Below are 25,445 nucleotides of genomic sequence, written 5' to 3' on the forward strand. Positions count from 1 at the left end.
TCGCGTGCGCGCTGCGAGTCTAGCTGAGAACCGGACTGCTAATTGCGCTGGCGCTCTCACTCAGCTCACTGAGCAGCTTGCTCACCTGGGTGGCGGTCATGCTGAAGGGGTCGAAGCGGTCGCTGCGCGAATACTTGAGAAACAGTGCACGGTTGGCCTGGCGTGCACCGGCCCAGCCCATACTCCATTCGCTGTACAGGCGACTGTCGATTTCCGCGTAGTCGAGGATGGTCAGATCCTTATGCCGCGTATCGTCGGCCAGGCGGTTGTAGAGGGCATTGACTGCGTCGCGTGGACCTTCCAGCGCCTGCAGAAAAATTTCGGCATTGCAGCAGAGAATACCCGTCAGCCCTTGGGGCGGGTTGTTGCGTTGCGAGCTGTCGAGAATTTCCCGGATCAGCTCGCCAGTCACCTGGTGGCTGGCGCGACTGGCGTAAGTCAGACGAACGAGCATAAAACCTCCGTTTTAACGCGTGAACAGGGTGCGGGCGAACAGCAAGGTGCCAACACCCCAGGCGGCATTGACCAGAAAACCGATCAGAAAGCGCCCCGGCAACTGGCTGATGGAGAAGCCCAGACCCTTGAGCGGAAAGACGATCAGCAGGGCTACGCTGGTCAGGGCGATGCCGCCGAACAGCAGCCCCTTGAGCCAGGGTTGTGGCCGTGTGGCATCCCAGCGCAGCACGCTGAGCATCAGCATGCCCCACACGCCGCCCCAGAAAGACGCCGAAAGCCAGGCCGGTACACCGAGCGGTACAGTCGCCGCGGTATTGAAGGGGGCGAATGGCACCACGCCATAGGCGTGCAGCAACCCGAGTATCGGCTGGTGGAAAAACGGCACGGCAAGAAACCCGGCAATGAAGAACAGGCTCAGACGTCGCATTTGAGGTACTCCTGCGTGGAAGTTCGCTGATATTGCCTCACTGTATAAGCTTTGTATAACTAAATGCCGTCCATGGCCCTGTAACACAGCCCACTGTTCGCGCTCTAATGGCTGACCCTAACGAGGAGTATCACCGTGCACGCCATGCTTCCCCTGCTCGATCGCCTGGCTTTCCCCGCCATCCGCCGGGGTGCGTTGCAAGCGCTGCAGGTCAACCTGACCTACACCTGCAACCAGCGCTGTCTGCATTGCCATGTGAATGCCGGGCCGACCCGTACCGAGCGCCTTAGCGACGAGGGCCTGGCTCTGCTCTACCAGGTGATCGACGCCCACCCTGTGCAGACCCTCGACCTCACCGGCGGTGCGCCGGAGATGCACCCACGCTTTCGCGAGATCGTCAGCCACGCGCGCCGCGAAGGCCTGCGGGTGATCGACCGCTGCAACCTGACCATCCTCAGCGAGCCGGGTTATGAAGACCTGGCGCAATTTCTCGCCGACCAAGGCGTGGAAGTCAGTGCCTCGCTGCCCTGCTACTCGCGCGATAACGTCGACAAGCAGCGCGGCGATGGTGTGTTTGATGCCAGCATTCGCGGCCTGCAACAGCTCAATGCCCTGGGCTACGGCCAACCAGGCAGCGGCCTGATCCTCAATCTGGTGTACAACCCGCAAGGGCCTAGCCTGCCGCCGCCGCAAGTGGCGCTGGAGGCCGATTACAAACGCCACCTGGCCGAGGATTTCGGCATCGTCTTCAACCACCTGCTGACCATCACCAACCAGCCGATTGCGCGCTTTGGCAGCACCCTGGTCAGCAAGGGCCAGTTCAACGGCTATATGCAACTGTTGCGCGACAGCTACCGTCCGGAAAACCTCGAACCGCTGATGTGCCGCTCGCTGGTCAGCGTCGATTACCAGGGTTATCTGTACGACTGCGACTTCAACCAGATGCTCGACTTGCCGCTGCAGTTGCCCGAGGTGATCGGCCGCGACCGGCCGCACCTGCGCGATCTGCTGGGGGCGCGCCTGGACGGCCAGCCCATCGTCACCCGCGATCACTGCTTCGCCTGTACCGCTGGGCAAGGCTCAAGCTGCGGCGGCGCGCTGAACGAATAGAGTGCGCACCGCGCCTGTGTTGGTGCGCGCAGCGCACCCTACGCGCCGGTATAACCATTAACCAAGGATCGCTTCATGCAACCAACCAGTCTTACCGGGCTGTTCTTCTGGGGTTTTCTCGTGGTCTACGGCGCGCTGATGCTGGCCCTGTCGCCACGCGCGGTAACCCTCGGCGGGTTCTTCAACGGCGAGGACAACCAGGGCCGCAGCGCCAGCCCCTGGCTGATCACCTCCAGCATCTTTATCAGCTGGATCTTCGCCAAATCGGTGACCAACGCCGCCAACCTCGGGGCCACTTATGGCCTGGTCGGCGGCCTGGCCTATGCCATGTACTGGCTGTCGATTCCGCTCACCGGCTTTGTCATCTACCGCCTGCGTCGGCGCTATGCGGCGACCGGCCTGGTGAGTTTTTTGAGCAGCCATTACGGCCGTGGCGCGGCGCTGGCGTTCTCCGCCGCCATTCTGATTCGCCTGTTCAACGAGGTGTGGAGCAACACCGCGGTGGTCGGCGGTTATTACGGCGATTCCGGCAGCATCGAATTTATCGCCTCGGCCTTGCTGTTTACCGCCGTGACTCTGGCCTACAGCCTGCGCGGCGGGCTGCGCAGCTCGATCCTGACTGACGCGGCGCAAGCAGCGATCTTCGTCATCGCCCTGGTCTGGGTGCTCGGCCTGGTGCTGCCGCAGCATTCGCCCAGCGAGCTGGCCAGCACCAGTAATTGGGCACTGAATGCCGGCGTCGACCTACTGCTGGTCGCCGGCCTGCAGGCCTTCAGCTACGGCTTCCATGACCCGGTGCTGACCGACCGGGGCTTTATCAGCGAGGAGAAGGCCATGCGCCGCTCCTTTTTGATTGCCGGGGTGCTCGGCTTTATCGCCATCCTCGCCTTTAGCCTGATCGGCGTGCACGCCCAGCTCAGCGGCATTGCCGCCTCGGACAATGTGCCGGCGGCCCTGGCCAAGAGCCTGGGTATCGGCGCGTTGCTGGTGATGACCGTGGTGATGGTATCCGCTGCCGGCTCGACTCTGGATTCGACCTTCTCCAGCCTGGCCAAGTTGGCCGGGCGCGAACTGCCGAAACTGGCTGGCCGCGACCTCGGCCAAAAAGCCATCGGTGTCGGCATGGCGGTGATGGTGGTGTTCGCCCTGCTCGGCAATCTGCCGATGATTGCCGGCACCGACATCCTCAAGGCCACCACCATCAGTGGCACCATGGTCATTGGCCTGGCCCCGGTGTTCGTGCTGCATGGCCTGACCAGGCCCACCCGCCTGGGCTTTCACCTGAGTTTCTGGACCGGCCTGGGCCTGGGCGTAGCCCTGACCCTGAACTGGATTCCGCAAAGCTGGGCCATCGGCGACGGCAAATACGCGCTGCTGCTCGGCACCAACCTGTATGGCCTGGGGCTCTGTGTACTCGGCTATCTGCTGCCCGGCTGGTTGCGGAGGGCTGCCTGATGCGCTTTGGCCTCGTAGGGTGCGCCGTGCGCACCAAGAGTCTGCCTATGGAATTGGTGCGCACGGCGCACCCTACCGCTGTTGGGGCTGAAGCCTGATGCGCGCCGGTCGTGATTGCCCGCTGGACTATCGTCTGGCCCGGGATGCCTTTAGCGGTGAGCCCGCCTTCGCGTGCGACACCCTCTATGTGGTCGGCGGTCTGTATGGCAATCGCCAGGCCCTGGCCGCGCTGCAACGGCGCTTGACCGCCGAGCCAACTGCGCGGGTGGTATTTAACGGCGATGCCCACTGGTTCGACCGCGACCCCGAGATTTTCCCGCAGATCGAACAGGGCCTTGCGGCCCACCTGGCCCTGCGCGGCAATGTCGAAACCGAGCTGGGACGCGCCGATGACAGCGGTGCCGGCTGTGGCTGTGCCTACCCGATGACGGTGGAGGAGGCGGTGGTCGAGCGTTCCAATGCCATCCAGCAGGCATTGAATAAAACCGTGCAGGGTTTGCCGGGTATGGCCGCACGCCTGGCAGCGCGGCCGAGTACGGCACTGGTCAGCGTGGCCGGGCAGCGCGTGGCGATCAGCCATGGCGACGAGCAGTCCCTGGCCGGCTGGAGCTGCTCGCGCGAATCGCTCAGCGAACCGACGCGCCAGCAGCAGCTGGATAACTGGTTCGCCGCGCACAACGTGCAGGTTCTGGCCACCAGCCATACCTGCTCGGCAGTAGCCTTGAGTCTTGAGCATGGCGTACTGATCAACAACGGCGCGGCCGGATTGCCGAACTTTGTCGGTGGCCGCTATGGCCTGCTTAGCCGCATCGCAACGACGCCGCATCCGGCGGCGCTGTATCGCTGCCAGCGTGATGGCCTGTTTATCGAAGCCCTGCCACTGAACTACGACCACGACGCCTTTCTTGCCGATTTCGACCGCCAGTGGCCTGACGATAGCCCGGCAGCGTTGTCCTACCGTGCACGGGCGCTCGGGCAACTGAGCGACCGCCCCGAACACGCCCTGCTGGCTGGTTTCAGCTTATGCCAAAGCCTTTGCGCCCTGGAGGCGCTGACTGATGAATAGCCGCAAACTGGCCCTGATGGGCGTGATCCTCGCGCTGCTGGGCAGCTTCTTTATCTTCGACATTGGCCAGTACCTCAACCTGGAAGCGCTCAAGGCGCAGCAGGCCGCGTTGAATGCCCAGGTCGCGGCGCAGCCCTGGCTGGCCGCCGGGCTGTTTTTCCTCGCCTATGTGGCAGTCACTGCGCTGTCGCTACCCGGCGCGGCGCTGATGACGCTGCTGGCCGGCGCGTTGTTTGGCCTGCTCGAAGGCTTTGTGCTGGTGTCTTTCGCCTCTACCCTGGGCGCCACCCTGGCCATGCTCAGCAGCCGTTTCTTGCTGCGTGACTGGGTGCAGAGCCGCTTTGGCCAGCGCCTGGCCGGCATTGATGCGGGGATTGAGCGCGAGGGTGCGTTCTACCTGTTTGCCCTGCGTCTGGTGCCGGTGTTCCCGTTTTTTCTGATCAACCTGGCCATGGGCCTGACCCGTCTGCCGGCGCGTACCTACTGGTGGGTCAGCCAGCTCGGCATGCTGCCGGGCACCCTGGTCTTCGTAAATGCCGGACGCGAGCTGGGCCAGCTCGACTCCCTGGCCGGCATCCTCTCGCCGGGCCTGCTCGGCGCCTTTGTTTTGCTCGGGGTATTCCCGCTGATCGCGCGCAAGCTGCTGGGCCTGGTGCAGGCACGGCGGGTGTATGCCGGCTGGCACAAACCGAAAACCTTCGACCGCAACCTGCTTGTCATCGGTGCCGGGTCCGGCGGCCTGGTCAGCGCCTATATCGCGGCGGCGGTAAAGGCCAAAGTCAGCCTGATCGAGAAGCACAAGATGGGCGGCGACTGCCTGAACACCGGCTGCGTGCCGTCCAAGGCGTTGCTGCGTTCGGCCAAGCTGGCCAATGAACTGAAAAAGGGCGCAGCGCTGGGCTTTACCGGGGTGCAAGGCGCGGTGGATTTCCCGGCGGTGATGCAGCGCATCCAGCGGGTGATTGCCGATATCGAACCCCATGATTCGGTGGAGCGCTACACCGGCCTGGGCGTCGAAGTGCTCCAGGGCGAAGCGAAAATTCTTTCGCCCTGGGCGGTGGAGGTCAACGGCCAGACCCTGACCAGCCGCAACCTGATTATCGCTGCCGGCGCGCGGCCGCTGGTGCCGAAGATCCCCGGTATCGAGCAGGTACAGGGCTACACCTCGGACACTATCTGGAGCCTGCGCGAACAGCCGCGCTGGCTGCTGGTGCTCGGTGGCGGGCCGATTGGCTGCGAATTGGCCCAGGCCTTCCAGCGCCTCGGCAGCCAGGTGATTCAGGTGGAGCTGGCCGAGCGTCTGCTGCCGCGCGAAGACGCCGATGCCAGCGAGCGGGTGCTGCAAAGCCTGCGCAATGACGGCGTGGATGTGCGCCTGCAACACCGCGCCGAACGTTTTGAGGTGGTCAATGGTGAGCAGCGTATGGTTGCCCGCCGCCTGGACAGCGATGAGGAGGTGACCATCGCCTTTGACTGTGTGCTGCTGGCCCTCGGCCGGGTGGCCAATGTCACGGGCTACGGTGTCGAGGAACTGGGCCTGACGCTGCGGCCCAACGGCACCCTGGAGACCGACGAGTACCTGGCCACGCGCTTTCCCAATATCTACGCGGTGGGCGATGTCACCGGGCCCTATCAGCTCACCCATGTCGCCGCGCACCAGGCCTGGTATGCCGCCGTCAATGCGCTGTTCAGCGGCTTTAAACGCTTTAAGGTGGATTACCGGGTGATCCCCGCCTGCACCTTTACCGACCCTGAGGTCGCCCGCGTCGGGCTCTCCGAAGGCGAAGCCAAGGCGCAGCACATCGCCTATGAGGTGACCCGTTATGGCATCGACGATCTCGACCGGGCGATTGCCGATGAAGCCGCCCACGGCTTTGTCAAAGTGCTGACCGTACCGGGCAAGGACAGGATTCTTGGCGTGACCATCGTCGGCGAGCATGCCGGCGAGCTGCTCGCCGAATATGTGCTGGCGATGAAGCATGGCCTGGGTCTGAACAAGATGCTTGGCACCATTCACACCTACCCGACCATGGCCGAGGCCAACAAGTATGCGGCTGGCGAGTGGAAGCGCGCCCACGCCCCGCAAGGCTTGCTGCGCCTGGTCGAGCGTTTTCATAGCTGGCGCAGAAGCTGATGCGCGGGTTACTGCTCGCCCTGCTGGCCTTGGCTCCGCTGGCCCAGGCCGATAACCAGCTAACGCCCTGGACAGCCGGCCCGCCCAAGGGCGAGTGGTCGACACCTTGGCGCCTGGCGGATATCCCCAAGCTCAAACCGTCCGAACGCACCTTGGTCGAGCAGGACGGTCAGCAGGTGCTGCGCATTCAGGCCGATGCAGCGGCGGGTGGCCTGCTGCATCCGCTGGACCTGCCCGGCGATCAGCCCTGGCAACTGAGCTGGCAGTGGCGCACCGAACGCAAGCTGGAGCGGGCACGTTTCGCCACCCGTGAAGGCGACGACTATGCCGCACGGGTCTATGTGCTGCTGGATTACCCGCTGGATTCGCTGAGCTTTGTCACTCGGCAGAAGCTGCGCCTGGCGCGCACCTTCTTCGACCCCGACCTGCCGGCGGCGACCCTCAGCTACGTCTGGGACAACCGCGCAGCCCCCGGTACCCATGCCCGCAGCGCCTATACCGAGACGGTGGAGATGCTGGTGCTGCGCGGCCCGCAAGCGCCGCTGGGGCAATGGCTCAGCGAAAGCCGCGATCTGAATGCCGACGCCATCGCCGCCTTTGGCAGCGCGCCACGCAGGATCCTCGGTGTGGTATTCGCCGCCGACAGCGACAACACCGGCGAGTCGGCCGAGAGCTATTTCGCCGCGCCACGCCTGCAGCGCATCACGCCTTGATACAGGGGCGGCTTGAACCGCCAGGGTCGCAGCCGGTAGGGTGGTGGTCGCGCCCCACCCTTGATCGGACTCCTGTGCCCATGCCTGCCCGTAACGCCCCCATCGCTACCAACGCCTGTCAGGCCCGCCGATGAGCAGCTACGACCTGTTGCTACTCGGCGCCGGCCATGCGCATTTGGGCGTGCTGCGGCGCTGGGCGCTGGTCGAGCGGCCGCCGGGGCGTATTGCCCTGGTCAGTGCCGGCCCTGCGGCCTGGTACTCGGGCATGCTGCCGGGGCTGTTAGCCGGGCGCTTCCAGGCCGAGGATTGCCGGGTAGAGCTGCAGCCGCTGTGCCGCGCGGCCAAGGTCGAGCTGATCGATGCGCAGGTCACAGCCCTAGAAGCCGACAGCCATCAGGTGCACCTGGCCGACGGCCGCACGCTGGAGGCGCGCTGGTTGTCCTTGAATGTCGGTGGTCAGGTCAGCCCGCCAGCGCACAGTGGTGAGGGCCTGGAGCTGCTGGCGGTGAAACCCTTCGATGCATTCGTGCAGGGTTGGAGTCGCTGGCAGCAGGCGTCACAGCCGCTGGCGATTCTCGGCGGCGGAGCGGCCGGGGTGGAGCTGGCGCTGGCGTTGGTCGACCGCGTACCGGGGGTGTCGCTGTTTTGCGCAGGGCCCCTGCTCGCAGGGCTCAACCCAGGTTTGCGCCTGCGCGCGCTGGGCCATCTGTGCCAGCGCGGGGTGCGGGTGCGCGAGCACTGCCCGATCGATCGCTGTGAAGACGATGCCCTGTACAGCGGGTCACTTTGCGTCTGGCGTGGGCCGCGGTTGCTGCTGGCCAGCGGCGCCCAGGCCTGGCCCTGGCTGGCGAGCAGTGGCCTGAGGTGTGATGAGCGCGGCTTCGTCGAAATCGGCCGTACCCTGCAAAGCCATTCGCACCCGGCGCTGTTCGCCGTGGGTGACTGCGCCAGCCTGCCGGGTGCGGCCAAGAGCGGGGTGTATGCGGTGCGCCAGGGGCCGGTGTTGGCCGCCAACCTCTCGGCGGTCCTGCGCGGTCTGCCGTTGCGGCGTTATCGCCCGCAGCGCCACAGCCTGGCCTTGCTGGCCACGGGCGATGGCGGCGCCTTGCTCGGCTGGCGTACCTGGAGTGCTGGCGGGCCCCTGTGTGGGCGCTGGAAGGACTGGCTGGACCGCGGCTTTATCCAGCGCCACCGTCTGCCGGAGTAGTGCGCCTGCTAGGGACGACTGCTACCAAAGTGCCATGGCCCAAACTCGTCTAGAGTGTTCGAATCGGGGATGGCGTTCTGGCGTCAGGTTTTCGTGCCTGCTTCAGATTCCGCTTGTCGTGCCGACGCAGTGTGTAACGCTGTCGCCAGTCGGCTACAGGCACCGTCCTCGACACCTCGAGCCGCGTGCACAGGGAGGTGGTCGGCAGCGGCCAAGAATAATAACGAGGTTCGCCATGAGTCGTACTGCATTCGTCAGCCACCCCAAGGCGTGCGCCCTGCACGCCATCGGCCTCGCGGCCTTGATGGGGGTGTATCAGCAGGTTGTGCTGCCCTGGTATGTGAGCATCCCGTCTTTTTTGCTGCTGGCCTTGTGGCCTTGGCTGGGGCCTTGGCAGCGCCGTCTGGATGAGAGTGATGCTGCGCCGCCCAAGGCCGGCAAAGCGTTGGACAGCCTGAGCCAGACCCTCTCCCGGCACACCTGCCATAACGCGCTGTCGGCCGCTCATGTGGCCCATGCGGTGCAGCAACTGGCCGGTAAGCTGCAATCGCAACTGGCCGCGGTCGAGCAGATCAGCCAGGGCGCCGATGCCATCACCCATACCGAGCAGGATAACGCCCAGCGCGCCGAGCAGACCCTGGCCGCCGCGCAGACCGTGCGTCACAACAGCGCCAGCGGGCAGGAGCAATTGCAGCAGGCCATCGCCCGCATGCAGCGCCTGAGTGCGCAAACAGCCGCCAGCCGTGAGCTGATCGATGGGCTCAGCGCGCGTACCGAGCAGATCGAAAAGGTCACCCTGGTGATCCAGTCCATCGCCAGCCAGACCAACCTGCTGGCGCTCAATGCGGCCATCGAGGCGGCCCGCGCGGGGGAGCAGGGTCGCGGGTTTGCCGTGGTCGCCGATGAGGTGCGCAACCTCGCTGCGCGCACCGCCACGGCCACCGAGGAAGTCGGACAGATGGTCAGCGACATCCGCCAGCAGAGCGCGGCGGTGGTCAGCCATATCCAGCAGCAGGCCAGCGAGCTGGACCAGGCCGCAGCGCAGATCGAGCACACCGGCGAGCAACTGCATGGCATTGCCAACCTGGCTCTGGAGGTGGAAGGCCAGGTGGCGCAGATCAACGAGGGCACGGCGAGCAACCATGAGCGCCTGGCGAGCCTGTTCGTCGCGGTCGAGCAACTGCGTGGTGATGCCCAGGCCAGCGAAGGCCAGACGCGCCAGTTGGCCAGCGCTGCCGAGCAACTGGTCGGCCAGGCGGAAACCGTCAGCGAGCAACTGGCGGTGGTCGGCCTGGACGATTACCACCAGCGCGTCTACGACCTGGCCCGCGAGGGCGCTGCGGCTATTGCCGCGCGCTTCGAGGCCGATGTGCAGGCCGGGCGGTTGAGCCTGGATGACCTGTTCGACCGCCGCTACCAGGCCATCCCCGACACCTTCCCGACCAAGTACCGCACACGCTTCGACAGTTATGCCGACCAGGTTTTGCCGCAACTGCAGGAGCCGCTGCTCAAGGGTCATGAAGGCATGGTGTTTGCCATCAGCACCACGCCGGAAGGCTATGTGCCGACCCACAACGCGGCGTTCAACCACCCGCCTACCGGCGACCGTGCGGTGGATGCCGTGAAAAGCCGCAGCAAGCGCCTGTTCAATGACCGCACCGGGATTCGTTGCGGCAGCCATCAGCAGCCGTTGCTGTTGCAGACCTACATGCGCGACACCGGCGAGCTGATGCACGATCTGTCGGTGCCGATCATGGTCCAGGGCCGGCATTGGGGCGGTTTGCGCCTGGGTTACAAGCCGGAGCCCTGAGTTGGGGAGGCTGATCTGCGCTGCGCAATGTTTAGTCGGGCAATAACCAAGCGTGCAAAAAACAGAATTTAATTGACCTGTTGCCCTGTGTGAACCTGCAGGTCATGTGTCCTTCCTTGTTGCTGTCCCTCGCCCCCCTCTACGCGGCGCCCTTGCGCAAGCGTTGCGGCTTTGCGGCAGCCACCCAGCTGCCCCAGACGCTCGCCTTCTGGGCGCTGTGGCACTGCCGCCACGCCCGCCCGCCGGATATTCTCACGGCTTGATCCGTAACCCTGGCGCTTCTAGGGTCTGCTGACGTTTCGTTCGCGGCCGCGCCGGAGCCGGTTTTAGCGCGAGGCAAGGCACGAGATGCGAAGTTTAGTGAGCTAAATGAGCCATCGAGAAACGTCGCATCGCGCTAAAACGGGCCCGGCCCTTCGGGTTGCGCGCAAAATCTCGCCATGCGTTGTTGGAGGACTTGGCAAGGGAATAACCATTCCCTGCGTCCTCCGCCTAGCCTGGCGAGATTTTTCGCGGCAACGCGGCTCGCGACGAAACGTCAACAGACCCTCGGCACCTGCCGATCATTGCCCGCTCGCCTGTCGCGAGCCGCCCTGCGCCCTAGTGCGCTAACGAGAGCCGCATGTCATTCGCCCCCTTGCACCACGCCGAGGCGTTCCTCGCGCAAAACCCGGATATCGAGCTGTTCGAGCTGTTTATCATCGACGCCAATGGTGTGCCGCGCGGCAAGCTGTTGCACCGCGATGAACTGCTGGCCGTGTACCAGAGCGGCCGGCCGCTGCCGAGCACCATCCTTGGTCTGAGCATCAATGGTGATGACGTCGAAGACTCCGGCCTGGTCTGGGACGTCGGTGATATTGATTGCCGTGCCTACCCGTTGGCCGGCAGCCTGGTGCGCATGCCCTGGCGGCAGATGCCCATGGCCGCCGTGCAGGTGAGCATGCACCCGCAGTCCGGCATGCCGGCGGCGGTCGCCGACCCGCGTCAGGTGCTGGTGCAGGTAATCGAGCGCCTGCAAGCCGAGGGCTATCACCCGGTGATGGCCTGCGAGCTGGAGTTCTACCTGCTCGACCAGAAACGTGACGCGGCCGGGCATCCGCAGCCGGCACTGGATGCCGACGGCCAGCGCCCGCGCAGCACCCAGGTGTACGGGTTGCGCGAGCTGGAGCAGATCGAGCCGTTCCTCGTCGACCTCTATGCCGCTTGCAAGGCCCAGGGCATCCCGGCGCGCACGGCGATTTCCGAATACGCGCCGGGGCAGGTGGAGATCACCCTGGAGCATGGCCCGGCCCTCGCGGCCATGGACCAGGCGGTGCGCTACAAGCGCCTGGTCAAGGGTGTGGCGCACAAGCACGGCATGCAGGCCTGCTTTATGGCCAAGCCGTTCGACCACCTGGCCGGCACTGGCATGCACATGCACGTCAGCCTGGCCGATGCGGCGGGCGCCAACCTGTTCGCCGACGAAGACCCTGCCGGCACACCGCTGCTGCGTCAGGCGGTTGGCGGCATGCTCGCCAGCCTGCTCGATTCGCTACTGCTGTTCTGCCCCAATGCCAACTCCTACCGGCGTTTCCAGGCCAATAGCTATGCGCCCCTGGCGCCGACCTGGGGGGTGGATAACCGCACCGTGTCGCTGCGTGTACCGGGTGGGCCGGCGGTCACTCGGCATATCGAGCACCGTATCTGCGGCGCCGACGCCAACCCCTACTTGGCGGCGGCGGCGATTCTCGCCGCGATCCACCGTGGCATCGTCGAGCACCTCGACCCTGGTGCGCCCATCGAAGGCAACGGCTATGCCCAGGCCACGACTCTGCTGCCCACCGATTGGTTGACCTCGCTGCAGGCTTTGGAGCGTTCGAGCTGGGCGCACGAGGCCCTGGGCTCGGCGTTTCTCAAGGTGTTTCTGGCGATCAAACGCGCCGAGTACCGTCAGTTTATGGCCGAGGTTGGCGAGCAGGATTGGCGCTGGTACCTGAGCAACGCCTGAAGGCTCCTATTCGATAAAGCCCCTCCCACATGGGATGTCCGCTCCGTGGGAGGGGCTTTAGCCGCGACGACTGATTCATTGGTGCGAGCGCACCCCAAGGACATGCAATGAACGCAAGCAACCAACCTGCCGCCGAGCGCGCGCCGTCCTACTACTCGGCCTCGCTCAATGAAGAAACCGACTACCCGACCCTGCAAGGCGAGGTCAGCGTCGATGTGGTGATCATCGGTGGCGGTTTTACCGGCGTGGCGTCTGCCGTGGAGTTGGCCGAGCGCGGCCTTAAGGTGGCGGTTGTCGAAGCCAACAAGATCGGCTGGGGCGCCACCGGGCGCAACGGCGGCCAAGTCACCGGCAGCCTGTCAGGTGATGCGGCGATGACCAAGCAGATGCGCAACCGCCTGGGCGATGAGGTCGAGGACTTTATCTGGCACCTGCGCTGGCGCGGCCACGAAATCATCAAGAACCGCGTAGAGAAATACGCCATCCAGTGCGACCTCAAGCACGGCCACCTGCACGCGGCGATGAAACCGGCGCATATGCAGGAGTTGGAAGCCACCTACGCCGAAGCGCAGCGCCGTGGCATGGGTGCCGACGTGACCCTGCTCGACCGCGACGGCGTGTGTAGCCACCTGGCCAGCGACCTGTACAGCGGCGCGCTGAAGAACACCCGCAATATGCACCTGCATCCACTCAACCTGTGCATTGGCGAGGCCAAGGCGGCGGCCAGCCTGGGCGCGCTGATTTTCGAACACTGCGAAGTGCTGGAGATCATCCACGGCGCCAACCCAGCAGTGGTTACCGCCAACGGGCGGATCAACGCCAAGCAGGTGCTGCTGGCCGGTGACGTGTACCACAAGCTGGAACCGAAAAAGCTCAAGGGCATGATCTTCCCGGCCATGGGCGGCATCGTCACCACCGCGCCGCTGGGTGAGCTGGCCAAGCAGATCAACCCGCAGGACCTGGCCGTGTACGACTGCCGCTTCGTCCTCGATTACTACCGCATGACCGCCGACGGTCGCCTGCTGTTCGGCGGTGGCTGCAACTACTCCGGGCGTGATTCGCGGGATATCGCCGCCGAACTGCGCCCGGGCATCGAGCAGACCTTCCCGCAGCTCAAGGGCGTCGCTATCGACTTCCAGTGGAGCTGCGCCATGGGCATCGTGATCAACCGCATCCCGCAGCTGGGCAAGCTCTCGGACAACGTCTGGTACTGCCAGGGCTACTCCGGCCACGGCATCGCCACCACCCATATCATGGGCGAGATCATGGCCAATGCCCTGACCGGCACGCTGGGCCACTACGACACCTTCGCCGCCTGCAGACACATCAAGGTGCCGCTGGGCGACGTGTTCGGTAACCCGATGCTGGCGGCCGGCATGTGGTACTACCAGATGCTGGAGAAGCTGCGCTGATCGAGCGAAGCGACACTGGGGCATCGTTTCCCGGGTATCGCTGCGCTCCACCCAGGCTACTCCGTGCGCTTAGCGTGGGCGGCGGGTCTGGTCGCGGTCTTTGACGAACGCGGTGCTGGGCGAGCCATCGGCGTTGTGTTGGAGGATTTCCCGCGGGCGGCCTTGCTCGTCGAAGCGTACCTGGCCAACCCCGGCGCCGTTCCACAGGCGCTCACCGGCTTTGCTGCGTGACGGGAAGCGCGGTTTGACCTGCATGCGCCGGCGTTTGGTCAGCCAGTTGAGCGGCGACCAGGGTGCGTACAGCCAGCGGTTGAGGCGGTCGAACCAGTCGAGCAGGCGGGGCGGAAATTCGTTTTTCAGGCCGCTGCTGGTGATCTGCCACAGCGCCGGCCCCTCGTTGCGCTGGCGGATGTGCACCTCGTAGACAAACGAGTAATGCACATCGCCGGACAGCACCACGTAATTACCCGGCGTGCGCGAGTGGCGGAAAATATTCAGCATGACCTTGGCCGCGCCACGATGCGCCATCCAGTTTTCTGCATCGACCATCAGCGGATGGCCGGCCAGGCTGAACAGCTTCTGAATGCCCTCGATCAGCTTGACGCCGAACATCGGTGCCGGCGAGACGATGATTGCCGAACGGTGGTCGAGCAACGCCTGCTGGAATTCGCACAGCGCCTCCCAATCCATCAAGCCTGACGGTCGCTTGAGGTTGCGCTCGCTGCGCCAGCGCCGGGTGCGGGTGTCGAGCACCACCAGGGCCGGGCTGCTCGGCAGCACGTAATGCCAGTGGTGAAAGCTCAGCAACTGGTCGATCAGTGTGTCCTGGGTGTCGCTGTCGAGGTGTCCACGCCCATCGCGGCCGGCCTGCATGGCGTCCAGCGCCTCTAGGCAGTCGTCGAATACGTCGGGGTTGTTGCCCCAGCCCTGGCACAGCAGGTAGGCGCTCAGGGCGTTGCCGATGATGCGTTTGGAAAACGGATGGCCGTAGGCGGTTTCTTCCCACTTGGCCGAGAGGTTCCAGTCATCGGTGACATCGTGATCGTCGAAGATCATCAGCGTCGGCAGGTGCGCCAGGGCACGTGCGACCTTGCCGAGACCGCCGCGGAAGGCTTCGATATGTTCGCGCTCGGTCTGGTAGCGCGCGGCCTGCTCCTCGCTCAACGGCGGCATTTCCGCGTCAAGCAGGGTCCAGGGGGTTGGTGACCAGACCAGCAGGTACATGGCCAGCATTTCGGCCAGGGTCACCAGGTGGTTGTCGGCGCTGCTGGTGGTAAAGATCGGTTTTTTCACCCCGCCAAAGAACTTCTCGCGCAGGGTTTCGTTGCTGTCGAGTTCCGGCAGCAGATCGGCACGCTGGTAGTAGCCGGCCGGGTGCGCATAAAGCGCATCGCTGTCTTCGACAATGGCGCCTTCCAGGCGCTCGCCAAACAGCCCGAGGCATGCGATGACCTGGTGAATGGCGCGCAGCAACGGGCCGCTGACATCGTCGGCATACACCTGATCGCCGGTCATCAACAGCAGTGCCGGGCGCTCTTCGGGCGCGTGGGCTTCGCCGAGCAAGCGGTCGACGCAGAGCAGGCCATCGGCGGCGGCATGGTGGGGTTTGCGGCAGGAGCCGTGGAGCAGGTTGTCGAGCTGTGCACGCAGGACGAAATTCGGCCGTTGCGCCTCGCCATACAGCAGGTGCGGCGCCCAGTCGGCGATGCCGCGCGCGCCCTCAGCGTTGCCGATCAGCAGGTCGTAGTCGATCTGCGCATCCTGGGGCAGCGCCTGGTCGAGCTGCAGGTCGATCAGGTGGATAAAGGCGTGCTCGCCAATCGGCAGCACCCGGCAGCTGTGTTGATCCAGCGCGTAGTCGCGGAGCGCGGCGTCGGCTGGGTGCAACTGCAGGCGCAACTGCAAGGGCGTTGATGCGACCAGCCAGAGCACCAGCCGTTGCTGTTCGAGGCGGCGCAGCAGCGGGCCGGCAAGCACCTCGGGCAGAGACGGGGCGGGGTGGGCATGGGGCATCGGCATACGGCGGGCTCTCGGCAAGGCGATCAATGGTGGCTGACAGCGCTCAGACACTGGCCAGCTGCCAGTGTTCGTTTGGGGACTGTGTCAGCATCTTAACGTGCGGCGCCGGCCTGGAGTGCCGCAGCCTGCAAGCGCGGCAGGTCGAGCAGCTCGATCTCGCCGTAGGTCAGGCGCAGGATGCCCTGAGCTTCCAGCTCCTTGAGGATCTGGTTGGTGGTCTGGCGGGACAGGGCGAGCATCAGCGCCAGTTGCTCCTGGGCCAGGTGCAGCACCTGGCGCGGCTCACCTTCACCGTAGTTCTGCGCCATCAGCAACAAGCGCCGGGCGAGCCGAGGGGCGGCGGGCAGCAGACTGATTTCCTCCAAGGCATTGAAGGCCAGGCGCAGTTTCTGGCTCATCAGCAACGCGAAATCGCGCCAGTAGGCGGGGTGCTGCTGGAGCAGGTTGAGCAACTCGGCCTGGCGCACCCAGAGCAGGGTGCTGGCGCCGTCGGCGAAGGCGTCGTGGGTACGCGGCTGGCCATCGAACAGGGAAATTTCGCCGAACCAATAGGGCGGTTCGACCAGGGTCAGCAGCGCCTCCTTGCCATTGGCGGCCACTGCTCCAACGCGCATCGCGCCCTCGACCACGGCATACAGACCACTGGGCGGATCGCCACGGCGGAACAAGCGCTGGCCGGGCGCCAGGCGGACCACGCTGGCGCGCGCCAACAGGGTGGTTTGCAATATCTCGGGCAGGGCGCTGAACCAGTGGCCTTCGCGCAACTGGGCGCGGTAAAGCGCGTGTTCGGGCATTCAGGGACCTCAGTGTGTCGGCTAGCGGACAGTGTCATGCCGGCGGTTGGCGCCATTATCGTCCGACCTATCCCGGTTGAGGACAATAACAATGAAGACACTGACCGATCACCTGGCCCAATACGCGGCCTATCACCGTGATCCACGCAATATCGCCACGCACTTCATCGGCATCCCGATGATCCTGCTGGCCGTGACCATTTTGCTCGCCCGCCCAGGTCTGTCGCTCGCCGGCCTGTGGCTATCACCGGCGAGCCTGGCAGCGCTGGCGGCCGGGTTGTTCTATCTGCGCCTGGATCTGCGCTTTGGTCTGTTTATGGGGGCCTTGCTCGGGCTCTGCCTGTGGGCTGCGGCTGCGTTGGCGCAACAGTCGACCGGCGTCTGGCTGGGCGCGGGGTTGGGCTTGTTCGTGATCGGCTGGGTGATCCAGTTTGTTGGCCACTACTACGAGGGCCGCAAGCCGGCGTTCGTCGACGACATCATGGGGCTGATCATCGGCCCGCTGTTCGTGGTCGCTGAGGCAGCCTTCCTCCTCGGCCTGCGCCGCGAGGTGGAGCAGGTGGTGGTCGAGCGCGCCGGCCCCACGGCGCTGCGCGAGCAACGCGTGAGGGCCTGAGCGGGTCAGTACATGGCCATCCACTGCGAGGTCAGCGAGCGGGTATGACGGTCCACGGTGATGGGCGCGAATGGCCGGCCTGAGACGCTTTGCAGGGTGTTGCTCTTGCTGTTCATGTCATTGAGCGCGGCCTTGAGGTAGTCCCAGCGCACCTTCAACTTGGTGAGTTCCGGGTTGTCGGTATCTCCCAGGCCGGCCAGTTCGGCGTCGATGGCCGGCACCAGCAGGCGTTCGTCCTGGCCCAGGTAGGTATCCGGCTGTTCGCGGGCAATCTCGAAGCTGCCGATATAGGCGCGGCTCAGGTACTGCACGGCCAGGTACTCGATCTTGGCCGACAGCTCGCTGCCGCCCGTATTGGGTTGCTGACGGGCTTCGTGGAGAAAATCGCGCAGTGCTTTGCTCAGGGCCTGGGGATACCCCCAGGGCATATCGTCTTCGCTGGGGCCAAAGGAAACACCGCGGCGCAGTTCGGTAACCAATAGCTGATGGCTGTTGCGCAGGGTGTCGCTGGCTTGTGGCAAGTCCTGCACGGCGCTGGCGAGGGCCTCGATGTCGCCCTCCAGGCGGGCCTGGTGACGTTTCTGAAAACCTTCGCCGCGTAACAGCAGCAGGCTACTGGTGGCGCGGCTGGCGAAAACCTGAACCTGCTCCTGGGGGCTGACCGCTTCGGCGAAGGCCACGGGCGACAAGAGGATCAGCAGGCCGAGCAGGTGGCCGAGTAATGGGCGTAAACGTATGTAGATGTGCATTCCCAATGCGCTCCTTATTATTGTTGTGAGCAGGGTGACTGCCCCAGCGTAGTTCAAGGGCGGTGCTTAGGGTACTGCAGACGAACATCCAAGTAATTACCCGAAAGAGTGATTTCGCAGACGATAGCGGCTTGATTGCCAGGCGCTGCTGAGGTTTTCGCGGCAACATGGCGGAGCGAACGGTCGGCGTTGCGCTTTAGCCGCGACGCTTGCAGCGCCTGCACGTTCTATCGCGAATAAATTCGCTACGGCGAGCGAATTTATTGATCGTTCCCCCGCGCTGCGTGGACGTCTCGACGTGGGAACGATCAATGTACTTTTTGTAGGAGCGAATTTATTCGCGATGCTTTCAGCGCAATCAAGGCCAATCGCGAATAAAGGCTAGGCGCCTCCTTCGCGCCTACAACAGCCCGTTAAAGCTCAGGGCGCGGGGTGACCGGCCTTGGGTTTGAAGTACAGCGTGGTGCCGCGGGCTAGCTGGTCCAGGCTGACATGGTCCTTGGCTACTTCGGCTTCGATCAGTTCGTCCTGGCCTTCGACCTTGAGGGTGACCCGGGTGATTGCGCCGAGCGGGCGAATGTCGCGGACTTCACCGGCGCGGTGCTCGGCGTCGGGTTGCAGCGACAGGTGGATTTCGTGGGGGCGGAACAGCACGTGGTGGTCGCCGCCGACATACAGGCGGTTGGCGTCACCGAGGAAGTGGTAGACGAAGTCGCTCGACGGCTGTTCGTAGACCTCGGCCGGCGAGCCGATCTGCTCGACCACGCCTTTGTTCATCACCACGATACGGTCAGCCACTTCCATGGCTTCTTCCTGGTCGTGGGTGACGAACACGCTGGTCAGGTGCACTTCTTCGTGCAGGCGCGCCAGCCAGCGGCGCAGCTCTTTACGCACCTTGGCGTCGAGGGCGCCAAAGGGTTCGTCGAGCAGCAGCACCTTGGGCTCGACCGCCAGGGCGCGGGCCAGGGCGATACGCTGGCGCTGGCCGCCGGAGAGCTGTTCCGGGTAGCGGTCGGCCAGCCAGTCGAGTTGCACCAGGTCGAGCAGGTCGTGGACCTTCTTCTTGATGGTGTTCTCGTTCGGCCGCTCGCCCTTGGGCTTCATGCGCAGGCCGAAGGCGACGTTCTCAAACACGGTCATGTGGCGGAACAGGGCGTAGTGCTGGAACACGAAGCCGACCTTGCGCTCGCGCACGTCGTGCTCGGACACGTCTTCGCCGTGGAATACGATGTTGCCACTGTCCGGGGTTTCCAACCCGGCGATGATGCGCAGCAGGGTGGTCTTGCCGCAACCGGACGGGCCGAGCAGGGCCACCAGCTCACCGCTGTTGATATTCAGGTTGATGTCGGTCAGCGCCTTGAACTGGCCAAAGTGCTTGTTGATGCCTTGAACTTCGATACTCATGGGTTACACCTGCTGATCTGTATTGCCGGGCTGCGCGTCGGGCAGCCAGCGGAATGATTCAAATATCCTGATTCGCCTTGAGCTGCCGGCTCAGGCGCGCTTCGCTCCACTGGCGAAGCAGCAACACGATCAGGGCCATGAGCAGCAACAGGATGGCCACGCTGAACGCGGCGACGATGTTGTATTCGTTATAAAGGATCTCGATGTGCAGCGGCAGCGTGTTGGTGTAACCGCGGATATGCCCGGAGACCACCGAGACCGCGCCAAACTCGCCCATCGCCCGCGCCGTACAGAGCACCACGCCGTAAACCAGCGCCCATTTTACGTTAGGCAGCGTGACATGCCAGAACATCTGCCAGCCGTTGGCGCCGAGCAGGCGCGCGGCCTCTTCCTCGGTGGTGCCCTGTTCTTCCATCAGCGGGATCAGCTCGCGCGCCACGAAGGGGAAGGTGACAAAAAGCGTGGCCAGGACGATGCCCGGCACGGCGTAGATGATCTGCAGGTTCTGCTCCTGCAGGTACGGCGCCAACTTGCTCTGCGCGCCGAACAGCAGCACGTAGATCAGGCCGGCGACCACCGGTGAGACCGAGAACGGCATGTCGATCAGGGTCACCAGAATGCTCTTGCCGCGGAACTCGAACTTGGTCACTGCCCAGGCCGCCGCGACGCCGAACACCAGATTCAGCGGTACGGAAATGGCTGTGGCCAGCAGGGTCAGCTTGAGCGCGGAGATGGCGTCCGGCTCGCGGATCGCCTCCCAGAAGAATGCCAGGCCGCGGCTCAGGCCTTGGGTGACGACGATATACAGCGGCAGCACGAGGATCACCGCGAACACCGCCCAGGCGATAACGATCAGCGCGATGGCGCCGGGGGAGCGGCTGGCGGGCCGCGTCCGGTTCTTGCCAAGGGTTGCAAGGCTCATGACGGACTCCTCAGATTGGCGGCTGGATGCGCCGCTGCAGCATGTTGATCAGCAGCAGCAAAATGAACGAGACCACCAGCATCAACACCCCGATGGCGGTGGCGCCGGGGTAGTCGTACTGGTCCAGCTTGGAGACGATCAGCAGCGGCAAGATCTCGGTCTTCATCGGGATATTGCCGGCGATGAATACCACCGAGCCGTACTCACCCACGCCACGGGCAAAGGCCAGGGCAAAACCGGTGATCCAGGCCGGCAGCAGGCTGGGCAGCAGCACATGCCAGAACACCTGCAGCGGTTTTGCGCCGAGGCAGGCGGCGGCTTCTTCGACTTCCTTGGGAAAGTCCGCGAGCACGGGCTGCAGGGTGCGCACCACGAACGGCAGGGTGACGAACACCAGCGCCAGGGTGATGCCCAGCGGCGTGTAGGCGATCTTGAAGGGGAACAGCGAGCCGATCAGGCCGTTGGGCGCGTACAGCGCGGTCAGGGCGATACCGGCCACGGCCGTCGGCAGGGCGAACGGCATATCGACCATGGCATCGATGATGCGCCGGCCGGGGAAGCTGTAGCGCACCAGCACCCAGGCGATGACGGTACCGAGGATGCCGTTAAGCAGCGCGGCGGCCAGGGCTGTACCGAATGACAGTTTGAGCGAGAACAGTACCTGGCGGTTGCTGATCAGGTTCCACCACTGTTCGAGGGTCAGCTGGAAGGAAAACAGAAACATGGCGCCCAGCGGGATAAGTACCACCAGCGCCAGGTAGGTCAGGGTGTAACCCAGGGTCAGCCCGAAGCCGGGTATGACCGAGGCGGTTCGACGAGACATAAGACGTCCTTTGCACATGACGACGTTCGGTAACCCGGAAGATGTCCCCCGGGTTTCGCGGTGCTCTACCCAGGCTACGGGTGTGTGGCGGACACCATTGCGTGGCCTGGGTGAGTGGCGCGGGTTCGGGCTTGGAGTGGGCCTTATCAGTCGGGCGCCACCTAACCCGGGTTGTCTTCCCGGATTACGGTGCACCTCAGGCTGAGCGTGCTGCTCGTGTAGGCACCCACCGCAGTTATTGATTGATCTTCTGGAAGATCTCGTCGAACACGCCGCCATCATCGAAGTACTTGGGTTGTGCGCTGGCCCAGCCACCGAAGTCCTTGTCGATGGTCACAAGCGCCAGGTTCTTGAACTGATCCTTGAACTCGGCGGCCACTTCAGCGTTGCGCGGGCGGTAGAAGTGCTTCGCGGCGATGCGCTGACCTGCTTCGCTGTACAGGTACTGCAGGTAGGCTTCGGCCGCTTTGCGGGTGCCTTTGCGGTCGACGTTCTTGTCGACCACGGCCACCGGCGGCTCGGCGAGGATGGACAGCGACGGGGTGACGATTTCCAGCTGGTCGCCGCCTTCTTCGGCGAGCGACAGGTAGGCTTCGTTTTCCCAGGCCAGCAGCACATCACCCAGGCCACGCTGGACGAAGCTGATGGTCGAGCCGCGGGCGCCGGTGTCGAGTACCGGGGCGTGGCGGTACAGCTCGGTCACGAATTCCAGGGCTTTTTCGTCGTTGCCGTATTTTTTCTTGGCGAATGCCCAGGCAGCGAGGAAGTTCCAGCGCGCGCCGCCGGAGGTTTTCGGGTTCGGGGTGATGACTTCGACGCCATCCTTGACCAGGTCATCCCAGTCCTTGATGCCTTTCGGGTTGCCCTTGCGCACCAGGAACACGATGGTCGAGGTATACGGGGTGCTGTTGTCGGCCAGGCGCTTCTGCCAGTCCTTGTCGATCAGCGGCTGGTTCAGGTTGATCGCGTCGATGTCGCCGGACAGTGCCAGGGTCACCACGTCGGCTTGCAGGCCGTCGATCACTGCGCGGGCCTGTTTGCCCGAGCCACCGTGGGACTGCTGGATGGTCAGGGCTTCGTTGCCCTGGGCCTGCCAATGGGCGTTGAAGGCTTTGTTGAATTCCACGTACAGCTCACGGGTCGGGTCGTAGGACACGTTGAGCAGGGGCTGCGCGGCAGCGGGGCCGGCGATCAGGGCACTGGCGAGGGCGGCCAGGGCAAAACGACGAATGGACATGGTGCAGCTCCTAAACTGGATTTTTATGTTGGCGGTTCGGGTGCGTTCAGCGGCGCATTCGCGGGCGACAGCTGTAGTACCGGATGTGCGTGGTCATGGTTTGGCCTTTGCTCATGGTCACGCCCTCCGGTTGTCCAGTCGGGCTAGGGTTTTTCAGAGGCTCTTGCTGCTCGGCGGCTGCAGGCGAAATTTTTCCTTGCGTTCGATCTGCACCACCTGGCCGTTGTGCAGGGTGATTTCCACCGAGCCGAACTTCAGGCCATGCAGGGCGCTTTGGATCTCGCGCAGGATGCTGGCTTCGTCCTGGCCTTCGAGGTTACGCAGGGTTGCGGTCATGGGTTGGCTCCTTGATGACGCCTGCCGGGCTGGTTGAAGGTGAGCACCAGCAGGGGCGTGGAGCGGATAGTAGAGAGCCTGAAATATTCTTAAAAATATTGTTTAAGAACATTTATATGCTTTTATGGAATAAAAGGCGGGTCATGGGCTTATTATTTTTGTAATAAGCAAATAAATTTTTATTCTTTTTAGATTGGTTAAGGTCTGCCTAGACTGTCGGCATAGAAGGTTCAGGAGGCGCCGACATGGGCAGCGAAGCAATCCGTTATCTGATTCTGCCCGGATGGCAGGGCTCGCCCGCCGAGCATTGGCAAAGCCATTGGCAGCGCAGCCTGCCCAACAGCGTGCGGGTCGAGCAGGCCGATTGGCTCAACCCCAGCCGTGCAGACTGGGTGGCGGCGCTGAACGATGCGCTGGCGGCCGATCCGCGCCCGGTCATCCTGATCGCCCACAGTCTGGGCTGCGTCACCGTGGCCCACTGGGCGCAACACGCGCCGGCTGAATTGCTGCGTCGAGTACGCGGCGCCTTGCTGGTGGCCCCGGCAGATGTCGAGCGCCCCGGCTGCCCAGCCCCGTTGCAGAACTTCGCGCCGATTGCGCGTGTGTGGCTGCCGTTCCCGAGTCTATTGGTCGGTTCCGATAACGATGCCGCCGCCAGTGCCGTGCGCGCCATCGAGCTGGGGCGCCAGTGGGGCAGCGAAGTGGTGATTCTGCGGGGTGCGGGGCATATCAACGTGCAATCCGGTCATCACCAGTGGGAGCAGGGTTTCGCCTACCTGTATCGCCTGCAGAACCGTATCGAACTGCAGCAGCGCCGACGCGCCTGAGGCACGGGTAGATCGGTAGCCTGGGTCGAGCGGAGCGATACCCGGGAAATGCGCCGGCGCTGTAACCGCTACGGCGCGAGCATCGACACCGATTTGATCTGCGCCCAGATTGCTTGCCCGGCATGGATCGCCAACTGGTCGAAGGCGTAGCGGGTAATCCGCGCCAGCAGACGCTGCTCGCCCAGGCGCAGGGTCAGCAGCACCTGAGCATTCAGGTCGTGCCAGTGTTCCACGGTCACCGGCAGCAGGTTGAGCAGGCTGCTGCCTTCGGCACGTTGCAGGCTGAGGCTGACGTCGCGCGCCTTGATCTTCACCCGCAGGCGATGCCCGACCGGCAGGGCTGCGTGGGGCAGACGCAGGCAGGCCGCAGTGCCCGGTACACTGAGCGTCACCAGGCCGTAGTGCATGTCGTAGTCGCTGACCAGGCCGTCGATCACCGCTTCGGCATCGTCCTCGCTGGCAAAAGGCAGGTCGCTGCGCAGCAGCAAATCCTTGAGGGGGCCGCTGGCGCGCACCTGGCCTTCGTCGAGAAGCACGAGATGATCAGCCAGACGGGCGACCTCATCGGCGGCGTGGCTGACGTATATCACCGGAATATCCAGCTCCTCGTGCAGGCGCTCCAGGTAGGGCAGCACCTCCTGTTTGCGCTTGAGGTCCAGCGAGGCCAGCGGCTCGTCCATCAATAGCAGGCGCGGGCTGGTGACCAGGGCGCGGGCGATGCCGACACGTTGGCGCTCGCCGCCAGACAGCGCGGCTGGCATGCGCGCAAGCAAGTGGCCGATGCCCAGCAGCTCCAGCGCCTGATCCAGGGCGACCCGGCGCTGGGCTGTGGGGATGCGCCGCTGGCCGTATTCCAGGTTGCGGCGCACGTTGAGGTGGGGAAACAGATTGGCGTCCTGAAACACATAGCCGATGGCGCGTTTATGTGCCGGCAAAAAGTAGCCAGTGGCGCTGTCCTGCCACACCTCGCCAGCGACCTGCAGATAACCTTCGGCGGGCCGATCCAGGCCAGCGAAGCAGCGCAGGCAACTGGTCTTGCCCGAACCAGAGGGGCCGAACAGGGCGCTGACGCCACGGCCCGGCAGGTCGAGCGCGACATCCAGTGCAAAGCCCGGATGCTGCACCTTGAAGCGCGCCTGGATGCGCCCGTCATCGGCTTTTTTGACGGGCGCTTTGCTAAACCAATGGCTCAACATCACCAGGCCCTCAGCTTGCCAGCGCGCCCGCTGTACAGCGCCAGCAGCACGATAAAGGCGAACGCCAGCATGCCGCCCGCCAGCCAGTGGGCCTGGGCGTATTCCATGGTTTCTACATGGTTGTAGATCTGCACCGAAACCACCTGGGTCTTGCCGGGGATATTGCCGCCGATCATCAGCACCACGCCAAATTCGCCAACGGTGTGCGCGAAGCTGAGCACGGCAGCAGTGATAAAGCCGGGGCGCGCCAAGGGCACCACCACACTGAAAAAACTATCCCAGGGCCCGGCGCGCAAGGTGGCTGCTGCTTCAAGCGGGGCGCGGCCAATGGCCTCGAAGGCGTTCTGCAACGGCTGCACGGTGAAGGGCAGGGAGTAGAACAGTGAGCCGATCACCAGGCCGGTAAAAGTGAAGGTAAAGGTGCCCAGGCCGAGGCTCTGCGTCAGTTGGCCGAAGAAGCCGTTGGGCCCCATGCTCACCAGCAGGTAAAAGCCCAGCACGGTCGGCGGCAACACCAGCGGCAGGGCGACGATGGCGCCGATGGGGCGTTTCAGCCAGGACGCAGTGCGCGCCAGCCACCAGGCGATCGGAGTGCCGATCAGCAACAGCAGCAGCGTGGTCAACGATGCCAGCTTCAGGGTAAGCAGGATGGCGTCGAGGTCATTCTGGGTCAGCGGCATCGAAGCTCCACGGTCTCAGCGAAAAAGAGAGTGCCCACACGTAGGGTGCGCCGCGCGCACCGCCT

The 25,445-nt window shown here is 64.3% G+C and carries 23 protein-coding genes; 11 read left to right on the forward strand and 12 right to left on the reverse strand.

Translation table 11 applies throughout. The features are described 5' to 3' along the window. Nucleotides 1-19: 19 nt before the first annotated feature. Nucleotides 20-454 (reverse strand): BLUF domain-containing protein, encoded by a 435-nt coding sequence (locus BMW49_RS22615; protein WP_069521407.1) that lies wholly within the window; start codon nt 452-454, stop codon nt 20-22. A 12-nt stretch (nt 455-466) separates the two neighbouring features. Next, the gene (locus tag BMW49_RS22620) at nt 467-883 is read right to left on the reverse strand and encodes a hypothetical protein (RefSeq protein WP_069521405.1); all 417 of its coding nucleotides are present in this window, start codon (nt 881-883) and stop codon (nt 467-469) included. Nucleotides 884-1,027: 144 nt separating this feature from the next. On the opposite strand from BMW49_RS22620, the gene arsS reads away from it, so the two are divergent. From arsS to BMW49_RS22665, 9 genes are all read left to right on the forward strand, one after another. After that, entirely contained in the window at nt 1,028-1,993 is a 966-nt protein-coding gene (gene arsS / locus BMW49_RS22625; RefSeq protein ID WP_208600985.1) for an arsenosugar biosynthesis radical SAM (seleno)protein ArsS, read from the forward strand. 75 nt (nt 1,994-2,068) lie between these two features. Then, entirely contained in the window at nt 2,069-3,448 is a 1,380-nt protein-coding gene (locus tag BMW49_RS22630) for an SLC5/6 family protein (RefSeq protein ID WP_069521401.1), read from the forward strand. A gap of 97 nt (nt 3,449-3,545) precedes the next feature. Next, nucleotides 3,546-4,514 carry a hypothetical protein gene (locus BMW49_RS22635; RefSeq protein WP_090391088.1) on the forward strand — a complete coding sequence of 323 codons (969 nt, stop codon included), beginning with the start codon at nt 3,546-3,548 and terminating at the stop codon, nt 4,512-4,514. Further along, nucleotides 4,507-6,648, forward strand: a complete 2,142-nt coding sequence (locus BMW49_RS22640; protein ID WP_069521397.1) for an FAD-dependent oxidoreductase — start codon at nt 4,507-4,509, stop codon at nt 6,646-6,648. Before BMW49_RS22635 ends, BMW49_RS22640 begins: the two co-directional genes overlap by 8 nt. Then, nucleotides 6,648-7,361, forward strand: coding sequence for a DUF3047 domain-containing protein (locus BMW49_RS22645; RefSeq protein WP_069521395.1), 714 nt, complete (start codon nt 6,648-6,650; stop codon nt 7,359-7,361). Before BMW49_RS22640 ends, BMW49_RS22645 begins: the two co-directional genes overlap by 1 nt. A gap of 130 nt (nt 7,362-7,491) precedes the next feature. After that, on the forward strand, nt 7,492-8,568 hold the full coding sequence (locus BMW49_RS22650; RefSeq protein ID WP_069521393.1) for an FAD-dependent oxidoreductase: 1,077 nt from the start codon (nt 7,492-7,494) through the stop codon (nt 8,566-8,568). A 304-nt stretch (nt 8,569-8,872) separates the two neighbouring features. Continuing rightward, nucleotides 8,873-10,378: a methyl-accepting chemotaxis protein gene (locus BMW49_RS22655; RefSeq protein WP_083251825.1), complete on the forward strand. Its 1,506-nt coding sequence runs from the start codon at nt 8,873-8,875 to the stop codon at nt 10,376-10,378. Nucleotides 10,379-11,000: 622 nt separating this feature from the next. Then, nucleotides 11,001-12,365, forward strand: a complete 1,365-nt coding sequence (locus BMW49_RS22660; protein WP_069521389.1) for a glutamine synthetase family protein — start codon at nt 11,001-11,003, stop codon at nt 12,363-12,365. A 107-nt stretch (nt 12,366-12,472) separates the two neighbouring features. After that, on the forward strand, nt 12,473-13,777 hold the full coding sequence (locus tag BMW49_RS22665; RefSeq protein WP_069521387.1) for an NAD(P)/FAD-dependent oxidoreductase: 1,305 nt from the start codon (nt 12,473-12,475) through the stop codon (nt 13,775-13,777). Between the two features lie 69 nt (nt 13,778-13,846). On the opposite strand, the gene BMW49_RS22670 is transcribed toward BMW49_RS22665, so the two are convergent. Then, nucleotides 13,847-15,790 (reverse strand): metallophosphoesterase family protein, encoded by a 1,944-nt coding sequence (locus BMW49_RS22670; RefSeq protein WP_069521425.1) that lies wholly within the window; start codon nt 15,788-15,790, stop codon nt 13,847-13,849. A gap of 98 nt (nt 15,791-15,888) precedes the next feature. Further along, entirely contained in the window at nt 15,889-16,590 is a 702-nt protein-coding gene (locus tag BMW49_RS22675; RefSeq protein WP_069521385.1) for a Crp/Fnr family transcriptional regulator, read from the reverse strand. 91 nt (nt 16,591-16,681) lie between these two features. On the opposite strand from BMW49_RS22675, the gene BMW49_RS22680 reads away from it, so the two are divergent. Further along, entirely contained in the window at nt 16,682-17,206 is a 525-nt protein-coding gene (locus BMW49_RS22680; RefSeq protein WP_069521383.1) for an Mpo1 family 2-hydroxy fatty acid dioxygenase, read from the forward strand. A gap of 5 nt (nt 17,207-17,211) precedes the next feature. Here BMW49_RS22680 and BMW49_RS22685 read toward each other — a convergent pair whose 3' ends face one another. The 6 genes from BMW49_RS22685 to oscA form a co-directional block, all read right to left on the reverse strand. Then, a complete protein-coding gene (locus BMW49_RS22685) occupies nt 17,212-17,955 on the reverse strand; it encodes a hypothetical protein (RefSeq protein ID WP_090391090.1) in 744 nt (247 codons plus the stop codon). 420 nt (nt 17,956-18,375) lie between these two features. Then, nucleotides 18,376-19,359, reverse strand: a complete 984-nt coding sequence (locus BMW49_RS22690) for a sulfate/molybdate ABC transporter ATP-binding protein (RefSeq protein WP_069521381.1) — start codon at nt 19,357-19,359, stop codon at nt 18,376-18,378. A gap of 58 nt (nt 19,360-19,417) precedes the next feature. Next, nucleotides 19,418-20,281: a sulfate ABC transporter permease subunit CysW gene (cysW, locus tag BMW49_RS22695; protein ID WP_069521379.1), complete on the reverse strand. Its 864-nt coding sequence runs from the start codon at nt 20,279-20,281 to the stop codon at nt 19,418-19,420. Nucleotides 20,282-20,291: 10 nt separating this feature from the next. Next, nucleotides 20,292-21,104, reverse strand: coding sequence for a sulfate ABC transporter permease subunit CysT (gene cysT, locus BMW49_RS22700; RefSeq protein ID WP_069521377.1), 813 nt, complete (start codon nt 21,102-21,104; stop codon nt 20,292-20,294). A gap of 235 nt (nt 21,105-21,339) precedes the next feature. Further along, nucleotides 21,340-22,341, reverse strand: coding sequence for a sulfate ABC transporter substrate-binding protein (locus tag BMW49_RS22705; protein WP_069521375.1), 1,002 nt, complete (start codon nt 22,339-22,341; stop codon nt 21,340-21,342). Nucleotides 22,342-22,494: 153 nt separating this feature from the next. Next, entirely contained in the window at nt 22,495-22,677 is a 183-nt protein-coding gene (oscA, locus tag BMW49_RS22710) for a sulfur starvation response protein OscA (RefSeq protein ID WP_069521373.1), read from the reverse strand. 245 nt (nt 22,678-22,922) lie between these two features. Here oscA and BMW49_RS22715 point away from each other — a divergent pair, with 245 nt between their 5' ends. Further along, entirely contained in the window at nt 22,923-23,504 is a 582-nt protein-coding gene (locus tag BMW49_RS22715) for an RBBP9/YdeN family alpha/beta hydrolase (protein ID WP_069521371.1), read from the forward strand. 68 nt (nt 23,505-23,572) lie between these two features. On the opposite strand, the gene modC is transcribed toward BMW49_RS22715, so the two are convergent. Beyond that, complete coding sequence (gene modC, locus BMW49_RS22720; RefSeq protein ID WP_069521369.1) at nt 23,573-24,700, reverse strand: molybdenum ABC transporter ATP-binding protein; 1,128 nt, start codon at nt 24,698-24,700, stop codon at nt 23,573-23,575. Continuing rightward, on the reverse strand, nt 24,700-25,380 hold the full coding sequence (gene modB, locus BMW49_RS22725; RefSeq protein WP_069521367.1) for a molybdate ABC transporter permease subunit: 681 nt from the start codon (nt 25,378-25,380) through the stop codon (nt 24,700-24,702). The genes modC and modB overlap by 1 nt, the downstream gene beginning before the upstream one ends. Nucleotides 25,381-25,445: the final 65 nt, after the last annotated feature.

The sequence above is a fragment of the Pseudomonas cuatrocienegasensis genome (genome assembly GCF_900110925.1).
GTDB classification, from domain to species: Bacteria; Pseudomonadota; Gammaproteobacteria; order Pseudomonadales; family Pseudomonadaceae; genus Aquipseudomonas; species Aquipseudomonas cuatrocienegasensis.

Bases quoted from the DNA above. Each gene is read 5' to 3' on its own strand.
- BMW49_RS22655 (WP_083251825.1), top strand. From the start codon at position 8,873: ATGGGGGTGTATCAGCAGGTTGTGCTGCCCTGGTATGTGAGCATCCCG.
- BMW49_RS22615 (WP_069521407.1), bottom strand. From the start codon at position 454: ATGCTCGTTCGTCTGACTTACGCCAGTCGCGCCAGCCACCAGGTGACT.
- BMW49_RS22690 (WP_069521381.1), bottom strand. From the start codon at position 19,359: ATGAGTATCGAAGTTCAAGGCATCAACAAGCACTTTGGCCAGTTCAAG.
- cysT (WP_069521377.1), bottom strand. From the start codon at position 21,104: ATGTCTCGTCGAACCGCCTCGGTCATACCCGGCTTCGGGCTGACCCTG.
- BMW49_RS22680 (WP_069521383.1), top strand. From the start codon at position 16,682: ATGAAGACACTGACCGATCACCTGGCCCAATACGCGGCCTATCACCGT.
- BMW49_RS22635 (WP_090391088.1), top strand. From the start codon at position 3,546: ATGCGCGCCGGTCGTGATTGCCCGCTGGACTATCGTCTGGCCCGGGAT.
- cysW (WP_069521379.1), bottom strand. From the start codon at position 20,281: ATGAGCCTTGCAACCCTTGGCAAGAACCGGACGCGGCCCGCCAGCCGC.
- BMW49_RS22705 (WP_069521375.1), bottom strand. From the start codon at position 22,341: ATGTCCATTCGTCGTTTTGCCCTGGCCGCCCTCGCCAGTGCCCTGATC.
- BMW49_RS22620 (WP_069521405.1), bottom strand. From the start codon at position 883: ATGCGACGTCTGAGCCTGTTCTTCATTGCCGGGTTTCTTGCCGTGCCG.
- BMW49_RS22645 (WP_069521395.1), top strand. From the start codon at position 6,648: ATGCGCGGGTTACTGCTCGCCCTGCTGGCCTTGGCTCCGCTGGCCCAG.
- BMW49_RS22685 (WP_090391090.1), bottom strand. From the start codon at position 17,955: ATGCACATCTACATACGTTTACGCCCATTACTCGGCCACCTGCTCGGC.
- BMW49_RS22660 (WP_069521389.1), top strand. From the start codon at position 11,001: ATGTCATTCGCCCCCTTGCACCACGCCGAGGCGTTCCTCGCGCAAAAC.
- oscA (WP_069521373.1), bottom strand. From the start codon at position 22,677: ATGACCGCAACCCTGCGTAACCTCGAAGGCCAGGACGAAGCCAGCATC.
- BMW49_RS22630 (WP_069521401.1), top strand. From the start codon at position 2,069: ATGCAACCAACCAGTCTTACCGGGCTGTTCTTCTGGGGTTTTCTCGTG.
- BMW49_RS22675 (WP_069521385.1), bottom strand. From the start codon at position 16,590: ATGCCCGAACACGCGCTTTACCGCGCCCAGTTGCGCGAAGGCCACTGG.
- arsS (WP_208600985.1), top strand. From the start codon at position 1,028: ATGCTTCCCCTGCTCGATCGCCTGGCTTTCCCCGCCATCCGCCGGGGT.
- BMW49_RS22715 (WP_069521371.1), top strand. From the start codon at position 22,923: ATGGGCAGCGAAGCAATCCGTTATCTGATTCTGCCCGGATGGCAGGGC.
- modC (WP_069521369.1), bottom strand. From the start codon at position 24,700: ATGTTGAGCCATTGGTTTAGCAAAGCGCCCGTCAAAAAAGCCGATGAC.
- BMW49_RS22670 (WP_069521425.1), bottom strand. From the start codon at position 15,790: ATGCCCCATGCCCACCCCGCCCCGTCTCTGCCCGAGGTGCTTGCCGGC.
- BMW49_RS22640 (WP_069521397.1), top strand. From the start codon at position 4,507: ATGAATAGCCGCAAACTGGCCCTGATGGGCGTGATCCTCGCGCTGCTG.
- modB (WP_069521367.1), bottom strand. From the start codon at position 25,380: ATGCCGCTGACCCAGAATGACCTCGACGCCATCCTGCTTACCCTGAAG.
- BMW49_RS22665 (WP_069521387.1), top strand. From the start codon at position 12,473: ATGAACGCAAGCAACCAACCTGCCGCCGAGCGCGCGCCGTCCTACTAC.
- BMW49_RS22650 (WP_069521393.1), top strand. From the start codon at position 7,492: ATGAGCAGCTACGACCTGTTGCTACTCGGCGCCGGCCATGCGCATTTG.